Origin of the sequence: Culturomica sp., assembly GCF_003524185.1 — a bacterium.
Classification (GTDB): Bacteria; Bacteroidota; Bacteroidia; order Bacteroidales; family Marinifilaceae; genus Culturomica; species Culturomica massiliensis.
Window position 1 is genome coordinate 66,003 of sequence record NZ_DOED01000011.1, and the last position, 12,337, is coordinate 78,339.

At 44.1% G+C, this 12,337-nt stretch carries 11 protein-coding genes; 4 read left to right on the top strand and 7 right to left on the bottom strand.

Going from position 1 to position 12,337, the window contains the following annotated elements; genetic code table 11:
* Positions 1 to 6: 6 nt before the first annotated feature.
* The 4 genes from DD657_RS04650 to DD657_RS04665 all read right to left on the bottom strand — a co-directional run bounded on the left by DD657_RS04650 (position 7) and on the right by DD657_RS04665 (position 4,232).
* On the bottom strand, positions 7 to 912 hold the full coding sequence (locus tag DD657_RS04650; RefSeq protein ID WP_287048723.1) for a FimB/Mfa2 family fimbrial subunit: 906 nt from the start codon (positions 910 to 912) through the stop codon (positions 7 to 9).
* 136 nt (positions 913 to 1,048) lie between these two features.
* Positions 1,049 to 2,194 (bottom strand): fimbrial protein, encoded by a 1,146-nt coding sequence (locus DD657_RS04655; protein ID WP_287048725.1) that lies wholly within the window; start codon positions 2,192 to 2,194, stop codon positions 1,049 to 1,051.
* Positions 2,195 to 2,253: 59 nt separating this feature from the next.
* Positions 2,254 to 3,603 carry an OmpA family protein gene (locus DD657_RS04660; RefSeq protein WP_287048727.1) on the bottom strand — a complete coding sequence of 450 codons (1,350 nt, stop codon included), beginning with the start codon at positions 3,601 to 3,603 and terminating at the stop codon, positions 2,254 to 2,256.
* 47 nt (positions 3,604 to 3,650) lie between these two features.
* Positions 3,651 to 4,232 carry a DUF3575 domain-containing protein gene (locus tag DD657_RS04665; protein WP_021988594.1) on the bottom strand — a complete coding sequence of 194 codons (582 nt, stop codon included), beginning with the start codon at positions 4,230 to 4,232 and terminating at the stop codon, positions 3,651 to 3,653.
* 328 nt (positions 4,233 to 4,560) lie between these two features.
* Here DD657_RS04665 and DD657_RS04670 point away from each other — a divergent pair, with 328 nt between their 5' ends.
* On the top strand, positions 4,561 to 5,442 hold the full coding sequence (locus tag DD657_RS04670; protein ID WP_068689236.1) for a helix-turn-helix domain-containing protein: 882 nt from the start codon (positions 4,561 to 4,563) through the stop codon (positions 5,440 to 5,442).
* A gap of 192 nt (positions 5,443 to 5,634) precedes the next feature.
* On the opposite strand, the gene DD657_RS04675 is transcribed toward DD657_RS04670, so the two are convergent.
* Complete coding sequence (locus DD657_RS04675) at positions 5,635 to 6,849, bottom strand: site-specific integrase (RefSeq protein WP_021988592.1); 1,215 nt, start codon at positions 6,847 to 6,849, stop codon at positions 5,635 to 5,637.
* Between the two features lie 369 nt (positions 6,850 to 7,218).
* On the opposite strand from DD657_RS04675, the gene DD657_RS04680 reads away from it, so the two are divergent.
* The 3 genes from DD657_RS04680 to DD657_RS04690 all read left to right on the top strand — a co-directional run bounded on the left by DD657_RS04680 (position 7,219) and on the right by DD657_RS04690 (position 9,358).
* Entirely contained in the window at positions 7,219 to 8,319 is a 1,101-nt protein-coding gene (locus tag DD657_RS04680; protein ID WP_021988591.1) for a phosphotransferase enzyme family protein, read from the top strand.
* 85 nt (positions 8,320 to 8,404) lie between these two features.
* Positions 8,405 to 9,046 (top strand): carbohydrate-binding family 9-like protein, encoded by a 642-nt coding sequence (locus tag DD657_RS04685; protein WP_287048731.1) that lies wholly within the window; start codon positions 8,405 to 8,407, stop codon positions 9,044 to 9,046.
* 30 nt (positions 9,047 to 9,076) lie between these two features.
* A complete protein-coding gene (locus DD657_RS04690; RefSeq protein ID WP_021988589.1) occupies positions 9,077 to 9,358 on the top strand; it encodes a hypothetical protein in 282 nt (93 codons plus the stop codon).
* A 6-nt stretch (positions 9,359 to 9,364) separates the two neighbouring features.
* On the opposite strand, the gene DD657_RS04695 is transcribed toward DD657_RS04690, so the two are convergent.
* The gene (locus DD657_RS04695) at positions 9,365 to 9,985 is read right to left on the bottom strand and encodes an HdeD family acid-resistance protein (RefSeq protein WP_021988588.1); all 621 of its coding nucleotides are present in this window, start codon (positions 9,983 to 9,985) and stop codon (positions 9,365 to 9,367) included.
* A 290-nt stretch (positions 9,986 to 10,275) separates the two neighbouring features.
* Positions 10,276 to 12,327 carry a molecular chaperone HtpG gene (htpG, locus tag DD657_RS04700; protein ID WP_118773973.1) on the bottom strand — a complete coding sequence of 684 codons (2,052 nt, stop codon included), beginning with the start codon at positions 12,325 to 12,327 and terminating at the stop codon, positions 10,276 to 10,278.
* Positions 12,328 to 12,337: the final 10 nt, after the last annotated feature.

A 12,337-nucleotide genomic window follows, 5' to 3' on the forward strand; every position in this document is an offset into this window, starting at 1 on the left:
CCACAATCAGTTATACTCTTTCCAGATATGGTTTTCACCCCAGCCCGTCACCACCATCTCCACGTCCACCCCGCTTTCCAGGTTTATCAGCACATGCAGCGTTTTTCCTGCCACAGGGGCTATCGGAAGGCCGTCGCTGCCGGCAGTCACGCTGCGCAGCAACTCCCCGTCGTGAAAAATACCGATCGTCAGCCCTTTCCCCTCCGAAGCAGGAAAAAGACGGAACTCCGGAACCACATAATCCCGTTTAGCATCGAAAGCTCCGGCAGGGGCATAAGAGGCAGACTCTCCCCCGTATATCCCCCCGAAATCGATACGGTCCGGAGTACCCTGGACATTGAGCGAAAATACTCCCGCAGATGTTCCCGCCAGAAGTTCCAGTCCGCGCACCGTTATATTCATCGACGCCACCATCCGCGAAACCGTTATCTTATGTTCCGCAGAAGAACCGGACGCCGTCGTGTTTTCAATTTCAAGCTCCCCGTAAAAAAGATCAGGAGGAGAAACATAGGTTGTCCCGTCCGAACGGGTGGCAACCAAAGGTTCCAGGGAAACAGTCCCCCGGGAAAAAGCATCGCCCACGGTTAAAGGGCTCACACGGATTCCGCCGTCACCGGTATTACACCAGGCCACACAACGCAGGCGCGGAACTCCCCGGTAGTCCAGACGTACCGTCTGGGATATGCTGACAGGAACGATATCCAGCAAAAGGTCTTTGTCGTCGAATATGTACAAACGGACATCACGAACCGACTCCTCACCGCCCGGAACACTTCCATGCAAAGCCACCCGCAGGTCCAACCCCCGGAAACAACCGCTGAGGTCATCGAAAATGCAACCGGCCGCCAACAAAAGCATCAGCAACATTCCTGTCATTCCGGACAAATTCCTGTATTTTCTGCTGTACATCATAAACTTTGTTTCTGTTAAAATTTTGTCGGATGTACCTGTGCTAAAGCATAAACCATAGCACAGGTATTTCATCGTACATTAAATTTCTCCGAAAGAAATTATTAAGAAGTAGACAATACCAAAACCAGGGAAGATATTAATTCCACTCTTTATTGATAACGTTAGGAGTCCACGTTGCAGGCGTTACCGTAATATCAACAGCAGCATCAACAGTTGGAGTATCAGGATCATCCTCACCACCACCTCCGGTACCACCGCCGTCTCCCGGCTTGAAGTTACCGTTCAGTTTAAGATTTACCGTATAGGTATTTCCACTTCGAATTCTCATCTGATCATTACCGTTAAAAGTGACATTGAAAAACAAAGGAGTGTCAGTAGTTCCATCTTTTTTCCAGTTAACCTTAACAACCAATACAGTCGGTTCGTCAAGTTCGTTATTATCAAAAACATACCAGTGACCTAAATTTTCCATCTTATTAGCAGTAAGAGCACCCGGAATAGTGGCAACCCTGTATTCTTCATGCACCCTGTAATCCGTCGGTACAGTAGTAGTGGTAGATTCCCAGGTAACTCCTCCCGCAAATTTCCGGTTATTTTTTGCGATATATTTAAGACTCTCGCCGGTTCCGGTAGGTAAAAAATTGGTCCATCTTTGCGCACGCATCAGATAAATCGAAGCAACTGAAAAATGAGTGCCATATACACTACCTTTACCAATTGCACCGGAAAAATCTATCACCTTAAGGTCGATTCTGGCAGCCACAAAATTAAGCGGAATCGTCACCTGTCCGTCTTTTCCTGTTGCATCATAAGTAATTGTGCCTTCTCCGCTCATATAAACCTTTTCATCATTCTGTACCGGATTCCCGTCTTTAAGAAGATTTGCAGTCGCAGCCATAAATGTAGTCCTGCTGGTCACCGAAGCGAAAATTCCCGTAGTGGTCTGGTCACTACCGATATTAGCTACTACCACAGCCTGTTTTGCACTCGTCGTTGTCTTTACATCCATTACCGCGCTGCCTGTAACTGTCGCTTGGTATACCTTATTGACCAGCGCATCCCCGTCAAAGAAAAACACGGTAAGATCGTTCACTGTCGAATTCTTGGTGTCCAGATCATCTGGCACGCCTGCCGCTCTTGTACTGCCATTCCCCTTTAAACGAAGAGTGACCACCGCCTCCCTAGCATTTACATCCGGATCTCCCGGCAATTCGTTATTTTTCGCACAACCTGCCAATACCGCTATCGCAAGTACCGACAATAAAATTGATCTCATTTTCATCTTCAATTTGTTTTTAATTTAAAAAAATGGTTGATATTTGGTTTATTTTGTATTTCCGGTCAGTACCGGTTCAAAAGTTCTTCCAACTGACGAAGGTTATCCGCCCCCGCCACACAGCCCGACCGGGCGGAACGCTCAAAAAAACGCCGGGCCTTGTCCGCATCGCCTGTCATCATATAACAAACGCCTTTCAGATTATCTGCACGCGGGTCCGGAATAGCAACCACCGCCTCAAGCGCTTCGGCATATTTACCTGCCCGCGCCAGAAAAACGGACCGGTTCAGAACGACAGCCGTCGTATCCGCTATTCTCTCGTAATAAACTCTCACACAGCCCGCCATCCGCAACTGAGGAAAAAAATGTTCCCTCAAGTAACGGTAAGCCTTTCCATCGTATAACGCCTGCAAATGTCCCAGACGGCCCGCCTTTTTCTGTACATCCCAAACCGGCGTATAGTCAATCACATCCAGCACTTCCTGCCTGTAAACCATATCACTGGCAGCTATCAGTTGACGCAGTTCATACCAGGCTTCCTTACCGTTATATTGTACGAAGCAGGAAGCATCCAGCCCGGTACGAACCGTCAGGTAATCCACCAGCGAACGGGCACGGGCATTGGCAACCTGTTCGTTCCAGAACGAAGGACCGTCAGGAGAAGACAGGCCCATCACCAGTATTTTAACGATACGGGAATCTTTAGAAGAGGCTATCCGATCAACGAGCAAAAGCATGTGTTCCAGCTCCCGGAGGTTATTTCTGTATCCCGGAACGATCTTCGTCTCCCCCACGGGAAAGTAAATTACAGGACTACTTGCTTCTACCCGGCGTACAACGGCAATTGTATCCGAAATACCCCCCGGCCAGCGTTCTACAAAACGGTCCTGCTCCGAAAGTTTATCCCCGGCAGACAGGGCAGGAACAATATCCGCAAGCACAGGACGAAACTCCTCTGCAGGTGTAAAAAGAACGATATCCGAAGCCAATAGTAAAGGATCGGGATGCATCGTGCGGCAGCAGGTGCGCAACTCCGCATCCAGGCGAAGCCCCGAACCGTTCATCCAATGCTCGTAACGAAAGGTATCCCGGTAAAAAACCGTATCCCCCGAATTATGACAGACCGGCACAGCGGACTTGTCCTTCGCCTTTTTCCACAGGCGAAGCTGGGCACGGCGACTGCCGTACAACACGGGCGGCAGGCTACGGACACCGCCAGTGCCTTTGTATAAAACAGGCGTAAGTGTCACCAAATTATCCGAACCGATATCCGTCACACGAAGACGCAGAGAAACATAAACAGAATCCCCGGCACGGCGGACGGAAACCTCCCCCGGCTCTATAAATTCCGTATTCTGAGCCGAAAGCCCGAAGGAATACAACAGTCCAAAACACAATAAAATAATATATTTCATACCTCTTTTTATTTATAACCTACCTACCGGCAACAAGGGCACACACTCTAGTAATAATAAATCAGGTTGACAGCGGCCTTCGTCGGGCCTATATAATGCTGTACACCGCTGCCCAGTTTTTCTCCACAATTCTCACAGCGGTATTTGTCGTATTTCAAATAGGCATACCCCAGCCCCAGTGTCGCTTCTAAACTCCAATGCTTACCCAGAATCCAGTTGTAACCGTAACTGACGCCGGCACCGGCCAACCAACCTTCGTAACGGTTTTTCTCAATATGCTTGTTACGGACAGCCCCGAACCCCCAAGGAAGCATTCCCCCCAGATTGAACTGCCCTGCATGCGCATGAATCCCGAAAAAATGCCCCGAAAAAGGCTCACACCCCCACCAACGCAGTTCGGGCTGTAAAAGCCAGTGCTTCATCTTACGTGTCGGCGAAAAATTCCACGCATTATAATTCGCAGATACGTCCAGCGTCCACTCATAGTCCAGACTGAATTCCATCCCGAAATTCAGCGTACCCGTCACATCATAAAGCAGATTGCTCTTCACTCCCCCCTCTTGAGCCGACACCCGTGCTCCCAGAAAACAGAAAACAACAACAATGAATATGTTTACTTTTAATCCCATATAATTATACTTTCATTTCTTCATTCTATTCCAAACTCCTCCAACTTACAACCCTGCAAACCGAAAAAACACCACCCCAAAACCCATCTCTGAAAAACTCTATTTAGTGATAGAGTATGCAGAAAAATAAAAAGCAATAAACACCTGATTATTAACACATAATCTATTGAAAAGTAAAAAAAATTGTTTCAGCAAATATTACACGAAAATCAGAAGTACATTTATACTATATAAATATCTGTTTTTTAAATATTTATATAAATATATACTGCAACTTTGCTGAAACACGATTAACCGAATTAAAACAAAAACATCAATATTTAAGAACATGCATAAAATTTTATTAAATAAACTGCTCTACGTAAACGAACACCAGAGTTGCAAAAATTACCAAATAGAAATCGACACCGGATTCAAATACATCGAAGTGCAGGAAGGAACACACGTATACGAACCCAAACTGCATTACAATAATGTAGTTATACTCATTGAGGGTGAATGTGTTATCAGTTGTAACCAATATAACAACCGTAAAGTATCTTCTTCTGAAATGGTACTTTTACCCAGAGGAGCTCTCGTAGACGCTCACACCCAAAAAGACTGTAAATTACTGTTATTCAGCTTCGGAAGGGTCAGAAACGTATGCGACGTAAATATGCTCGAAACTTATTACAATTTACACAGGGATATCCGGTACGATTTCGTCCCTCTCAAAGTCAGGCATCCGCTAAACGAATATATAGAACTACTGGTATTCTGTCTCAAAAATGGAATGAACTGCGCTCATTTACATGAAATTAAGCACAAAGAATTCTTTCTCTACCTCCGTGGTTTCTACACCAAAAAAGAGGTCGTCCAACTGTTTTATCCCATCATGGGAAATAAAATAAAGTTCAGAGATATGATCCAGGAAAATTATATCAAAGCCGGAAGTGTAGAAGAAATGATACGGCTTTTGAGGATGAGCAAAAACGCATTTTATACAAAATTCACAAAAGAATTCGGAATGTCACCCAAGCAATGGATGCTGAAACAAATCAGACACCAGGTTTTTGTAAAAGCAGCCGTACCCGGAATCACAATAAAGGAGCTGATAGATTTATTTAATTTCGATTCGCCGGTCCAGTTCAACCGCTTTTGTATACGCGAATTCGGTTGTCCCCCCGGAGAGTTAATCAAACAACAGCAACAAGTTAGCAATGAATCGTAAAAATAACGCCACAAAACGAAATGATAAAAGATTAGTACGTTTTGTTAATAAATATCAGAAACAAACCCCTATCTTTGTCCTGTCAAAAGATGTTAATCTTTTATAAGTTTAAAGGTGTATCTCTATCACTAAATAGAGCGATTTTACAAATATATAAAAAATGTAATTTTATCAAAAAAAAATTACATTTTTTTACATTTCTACAAGTTGGGCTACCAATTGATCGCATTCATCCAAAACCTTCTGATCGAACTCTTTCAGATAAATCCGTGTTGTTTTTTCAGAAGTATGTCCGAGCCCTTCGCTGATCACCGAAACAGGAATGCCGCATTCCTTAGCCTGGGTTGCCCAGCTATGTCGGGCGACATAGGTGGTCAGTTCGACCTCATACCCCAGCCGCTGCCCCAACTGCTTGAGCCTCCGTTCCGCCTTTCCCAACGCCAGACGGTATTGGCGGTAAGGCGAAAGACCGGAAGAATCGTCAATAACCGGAAAAATATAATCCGTATCATTCCGGTAACGCGAAATGATGTCTTTCAATTGATCCGTCAGACTGACCCGGATAAGCTGCTGCGTCTTGTGACGGTAATACTCGATAAAATTACACTTTATATTCTCCTTCTTTAAAAAAACCATATCCACAAAAGACATTCCCCGGGCATAAAAACTAAACATAAACAGATTACGGACAAAATCGAGTTCGGGAGCGTCCTCCAGCGAAAGCTGCATCAGCCGACGGATATGGTCGCGGCTCATTGCTCGCTTCACGGTTTTGGCCGGACGGGTCTGTGCATGTTGAAAAGGATTTGCGGATGACTCCATTTTCCCGTCCAGAATAGCCTGGTTATAAACCGCACGCAGATTGCGCATATAAAAACTCACCGTATTACGGCATACCCCGCTTTTTAAAAGGTATTTCTCATAGGCCCTCACAAAAGCGGCATTCACTTCGGAAACAGCCACCTTCTCTTTCCCGGTAAAATGCAGCAAGGACGAACGGGTACTACGGTAGGCCGCCGCTGTCCCCAACCGGTTCAGTTCCTCTTTCTGGCGAATACAACCGTCTATAAAAGCAAACAGTCCCTCGCCTTTTACAGGCCCCTCGTAATGTCCGGTAATATCAGACACAGTAAAATCAGGCATACTCTCCTTCAATTCACCGATCAAACTGTTCAGCTTTTTCCGTTCCTTTGTGATCCAACGGTTGATAATGCGAACCTCACGATGAGTCAGCCCGTCTTTCCGGTATACCACTTTCTCTTGCCCGGCATCATAATCCGGCTCGGCAACTTTAAATCGGCTATAAATCAATTTTTTACGTCTGCGATGGATGACCTGGAACACCAAAGGATAAGTTCCGTTCAGTAAAATACGGTCTTTGTTCAGTTTCAGTTTAACAGATGTCATATCTCTACTATTAATAAGTATTATAAAACACTAGATACGGACATACGGCTTTATGGTAAACAAAAATCCGGAAATAATCCGTATTATCCCCTGAATAACATCGCCGGAAAACCGATCCACGACTTTCAGGTGTCACGATTCCATCCGTAAACCACACTTTAAAAGTATAAGTCAAATAAAGTTTTTACTTTATCCGATTTTTTCAATTAAAAAATTTTACAAAGTTGCATTTTTTACTACCTTTACGCCGTCAAAAAATAGGTGCCAAAGACAACGTTTGCGTAGCTTACTGACAATCAGTTACAAAATCGGGTTTTCGAAACAATCTGTCTATATATAAAATAATATATAAATAATAATTAAAATAGCATGGAAAACAGACTGAGTAAAATTTGCAGCCAATTCCAACTGGAAGGCTCTATTCTATCGGTAAAACCCCTGGGACAAGGTTTTATCAATGACACATTGTTGATCACAACAGCAGAAGCTACAACCCCCAACTATATTTTACAACGTAAAAACAAAAATATTTTCAAGGATGTTCCGGCCATGATGGACAATATCTACCGGGTAACAAACCACCTGAAAAAGAAAATCGTAGCAGCGGGAGGTGATCCGATGCGGGAAGCGATGACCATTATTCCGACTAAAGACGGAAAATTATATTACCAGGACGAAGACGGTGAATTCTGGGCCGTATGTGTGTTTGTCAGCGATACGATCGATTATCAGAAAGCGGATACACCGGAACTGGCTTATCAGGGAGGCAAAGGCATCGGTAAATTCCAGGCCATGCTGTCGGATTTCAAAGAACCGCTCGCCGATATTCTGCCGGGTTTTCATAACATCCGTTACCGCTTCAAACAATGGGATGAGGTATTGGCCAAGGACCCGGTAGGGCGTAAAGCCACTGTCCCCAGTGAAATCCAATGGATTGAACGCCGCCGGGAAGAAATGCTGCACTTCTGGGAATTGGTTGAAAACGGAACCATCCCGACCCGTGTCACCCACAACGATACAAAAATCAACAATATTCTGTTCGATAAAGCAGGCAATGTACTTTGCGTCATCGATCTCGACACCGTATTAAGCAGTACTTGCCTCAACGACTACGGAGATGCCATGCGGTCGTATACAAACACCGGTCTGGAAGACGACGAAAATCTGGACAACGTATCCATGAACATTGATATCTTCCGGGGATACACACAGGGCTATCTGTCAGAGACAGCCAAATTCTTAAATCAAAGCGAAATCGACTACCTGGCTTTCTCCGCCAAATACATCACCTATGAGCAGGTATTACGCTTCCTGATGGATTACATCGACGGAGACAAATATTACAAAGTAAAAAATCAGGTACATAACCTGATCCGTGCCCGTGCACAGCACAAGCTTTTACAAAGCATGGAAGATCAATACACAAAAATGTGCGATATTGTAAAAGAAGAAATAAATAAGCTGAAATAATCGCTATACGTTTTTTTTGATTTGTGATTCGGTGTATATTTGCACACGAATCACAAATCAAAATCATTCATTCAAGGTGAGTCTCATGTTTCAGGTAAAAAAAATTGCAGCTTTGCAAGCGGACCGTCTGAACGAAGCCGCCGGGCTTCTGGCGCAGCAACCCGCCTTCCCCATCGGGTGCAACAACTGGTCTGAACAATATCCCTATTCCCCCCAGGTCGCCTTCAACATCGCCCACAACGACAAGGCTATTTTCATCCGTTTCGAAGTATCCGAAAATTATACGATGGCCCATGTGCAGGAAGACAACGGACAGGTATGGACCGATTCCTGTGTCGAATTTTTCCTCTCTCCCGATGATAACGGCTACTACAACTTTGAATTCAACTGCATCGGCAAAGCGTTGTCTGGATTCCGGCAAACCCGTGAAAATGCAGAACATGCAAACCCGGAAACAATGCAAAGCATCCGACGGCTTTCTTCACTGGGGAACGAAAACTTCGAAGAACGGGAAGGTGACAACCACTGGTGGCTCATCGTCGCTATTCCGGCTACAGCCCTTTTCAAACACAGTTTCAAAAACCTGTCCGGCATAAAAGTAAAAGCCAATCTGTACAAATGCGGAGACCACTTATCTAAACCCCACTTTTTGTCCTGGCAACCGATCGATACCCCCGAACCGAATTTCCATGTACCGCAATTCTTTACCGAACTGGAATTTCAATAATACATCCGGAATTTAACTTTGTAAAAACAGATGAAAGACAAATTGTATATCGGTTTACTGGCCGGGCTCACCGCCCCGTTTATCATTGTCGCACTGATCTACTTACTGCGCTTCAATTATCTCTCTGTCACTGCATTTATCGAACAGGCATTCGTATTGAAAGTACATTTGAAAATTGTTGCCATCGGCGTATTTTTTGCCAATCTGGGATTGTTTTACCTGTTTCTGCGCTTTAATAAAAACAACGCCTCGAAAGGCGTTATCTTATCCGTTTTCCTCTATTTCTTCATCATGCTGTTCGCATCCCTTTGAAATCCGTCACTTCACCTCTTCATAATCGGTGTCTTCGATATCCCGGTCTCCGTCCAGTTTCTTTTTCTGCTCCTCTTCTTCCCAATGTTTCCGCATCTTATGAATACCGTACTGACTGATCAGATCGGTGATTCCATAAAACATGGAAGTGATTCCCAATATGATGACAACATATTCAGCACTTCCCCAAGGTCTGAAAACCACGACCAATCCCGCCAACATAATCAGGATAGGGAAAAAATAGTTCATAGGGGAAATGTAGCCGAGCTGACGGGCTGCCGACAAAGTCACCAATTGTGCAATTGCCGCCAAAAGCAAAACACATCCCAATATAACCATCAATATCGTTGTGAAAAACAAAGGTATGGAAATAAGCAAAATACCCAGCACCATACTTCCGATTCCATTCAGGGACAACAAGCCGTCAGCCCGTTGTTCGGCCTGCTGGCGACGGTAAGAAGCAACGAAAGCCATTATTCCGGTAAGCAGGAACAAAGCTCCGATAAACATAACGATGGACTTTAGGGCGACATCAGGCCAAGCAATCAAAACAACCCCGATGATAACCGAGATCAATGCCCGGTATACGGCATTCCGGAAAGTCGTCTTACTATAAACAATTCTCATATCCGATATTTTAAGTATTTTATAAAAACTGACAATCTGTTGAAAGATACAATAACCTGCAACTCAAAAAAACGACAAAAGAAAAACCGGAACGTAAAATTGAAGTCCGTAAACCCAGGCCGTTTTCTCTTTCCCTTGATTTAACGAAAGTAATCAATTTTTGTTAGAATCCTATAATTATCCGGCATCTGTTTTTTCAAACAGGCAACGAATATAAAAAATATCCGGAAAGCCAACGTTATGACGACGACTTTCCGGACGATACTTATTTTATGAGCCTTCCCGGAATATTACCGGATCAAATCGACACTCCTCTTCACAAACCTATTCAAAGCTTCTCCTTTCAGTAAACCGTTTGCCAGTAAAGCCAAATCAATCAACTGCCCTACGATCTTATTCTCCTTGCCGTATTCCTCCAACAAGGTTTCTTTCTGCTTTTTCAGTTTATCGATCTGCTCGGAATACTCTTTCAGGCGATCTTTATCGACTTGTGGTACTTCCTCGTCTTTTTTACCCTTATTCAATTCGTCCAGTTCCGTTTTCTTCCCTTCATTCTCCTTAATTTCGAAATTAATCGGAGCCAGTTTGGCATCCATCGATTTTTTCTCATCCTCCAAAACGGTTTTCACCAGCTTATGATCGGTATTTACAACCAAAGTATACTGGTCGCCCATTGCCCCGTAAAAATTCATTCCCGGATTCATGGCAGCCATTTCTTTCATACGGCGCATAAACTCCGAACGGGTCACGACAACCGGATCGCTGCCTTCTCCCAAAGCCTCGAAGCTGACCATAAACATGCCGTTATCCTTGGGTAATTGTGAAGAAAATACCGGACGCAACTCATCCTGTTCCGCTTCAGAAAGATCGCTCTTACGGGTTTCTTCCTTCTGAATCAGTTTCTCTACAACATCCGAATCCACCCTAAAATATTTGTGGTCGGCATGTTTCTGCTCCAGATGATTGATAAAGTGGGTATCCAACTGTCCGTCCATCAACAACACATCGTATCCTTTGGCTTTCGCCTTCTCGATATAACTGAACTGCTCGGTAGCATCTGTAGCATAGAGGGAAACGATATTCTTATCCTTATCCGTCTGATTTTCTTTTATCAGAGTATCATACTCTTCAAAAGTAAAATATTTTCCGTCGGTGTTTTTGAACAAATAAATTTCCTGGGCTCTCTCCGCAAATTTTTCATCGGTCAGCATTCCATACTGAATGAATATTTTCAGGTCATCCCATTTCTTTTCGTAATCTTCCCGGTTGTTTTTGAAAATATCGCTCAGGCTGTCTGCCACCTTCTTCGTTATGTGGTTGGATATCTTCTTCACATTGCGGTCGCTCTGCAAATACGAACGGGAAACATTCAACGGAATATCCGGCGAATCGATCACCCCATGCAATAAAGTCAGGTATTCGGGTACAATCCCTTCTACGGAATCCGTAACATACACCTGATTGCTGTATAGCTGAATCTTATTTTTCTGAATCTCAAACTTATTACTGATTTTCGGGAAATACAGTATACCGGTCAGATTAAAAGGATAATCCACATTCAAATGGATGTGAAACAGAGGATCTTCTGCCATCGGATACAACTGACGGTAAAACTTCTGATAATCTTCTTCCGTCAGTTCGGAAGGTTTACGTGTCCAAGCCGGATTAACATCGTTGATCACATTGTCGGCATCAGTCTCTTCATATTTCCCGTCCTTCCATTCCTTCTTCTTCCCGAAAACAATTTCTACAGGTAAAAACTTACAGTACTTATTCAACAATTCGCTGATTTTACCTTCTTCCAGAAATTCTTTATCATCGTCGTTGATGTGCATAATGATATCCGTTCCCCGTTCGGCCTTTTCCGTATCGTCCAGGGTATATTCCGGATCCCCCTTACAGGTCCATCTGACTGCCTGCGCACCTTCCCGATAAGATTTCGTTACGATCTCCACTTCATCGCTGACCATAAACGAAGAATAAAATCCCAAACCGAAATGCCCGATAATGGTTGCCGCATCGTCCTTGTGTTTTTCCAGAAATTCTTCGGCACCCGAAAAAGCAATCTGATTGATGTATTTTTCCACTTCTTCACGGGTCATACCGATCCCGTTGTCCGAAATCGTCAGCGTGCCTGCCTCTTTGTCAGCCTTCACCCGTACCTTCAATTCTCCCAGCTCGTCTTTAAACTCACCCGAGGAAGCCAGAACCTTCAGCTTTTGAGTAGCGTCTACGGCATTCGAAACGATCTCACGTAAAAAAATATCATGATCCGAATAAAGAAACTTTTTGATAATCGGAAACAAATCAGTTGTTGAAACACCAATTTTGCCTGTTGTCATAGCGTATATA

Excerpts from the sequence above, each read along its gene's own strand:
- DD657_RS04660 (WP_287048727.1), bottom strand. The coding sequence starts at position 3,603 with ATGAAATATATTATTTTATTGTGTTTTGGACTGTTGTATTCCTTCGGG.
- DD657_RS04690 (WP_021988589.1), top strand. The coding sequence starts at position 9,077 with ATGAAAGACAAATTGTATATCGGTTTACTGGCCGGGCTCACCGCCCCG.
- DD657_RS04675 (WP_021988592.1), bottom strand. The coding sequence starts at position 6,849 with ATGACATCTGTTAAACTGAAACTGAACAAAGACCGTATTTTACTGAAC.
- DD657_RS04670 (WP_068689236.1), top strand. The coding sequence starts at position 4,561 with ATGCATAAAATTTTATTAAATAAACTGCTCTACGTAAACGAACACCAG.
- DD657_RS04695 (WP_021988588.1), bottom strand. The coding sequence starts at position 9,985 with ATGAGAATTGTTTATAGTAAGACGACTTTCCGGAATGCCGTATACCGG.
- htpG (WP_118773973.1), bottom strand. The coding sequence starts at position 12,327 with ATGACAACAGGCAAAATTGGTGTTTCAACAACTGATTTGTTTCCGATT.
- DD657_RS04650 (WP_287048723.1), bottom strand. The coding sequence starts at position 912 with ATGATGTACAGCAGAAAATACAGGAATTTGTCCGGAATGACAGGAATG.
- DD657_RS04680 (WP_021988591.1), top strand. The coding sequence starts at position 7,219 with ATGGAAAACAGACTGAGTAAAATTTGCAGCCAATTCCAACTGGAAGGC.
- DD657_RS04685 (WP_287048731.1), top strand. The coding sequence starts at position 8,405 with ATGTTTCAGGTAAAAAAAATTGCAGCTTTGCAAGCGGACCGTCTGAAC.
- DD657_RS04665 (WP_021988594.1), bottom strand. The coding sequence starts at position 4,232 with ATGGGATTAAAAGTAAACATATTCATTGTTGTTGTTTTCTGTTTTCTG.
- DD657_RS04655 (WP_287048725.1), bottom strand. The coding sequence starts at position 2,194 with ATGAAAATGAGATCAATTTTATTGTCGGTACTTGCGATAGCGGTATTG.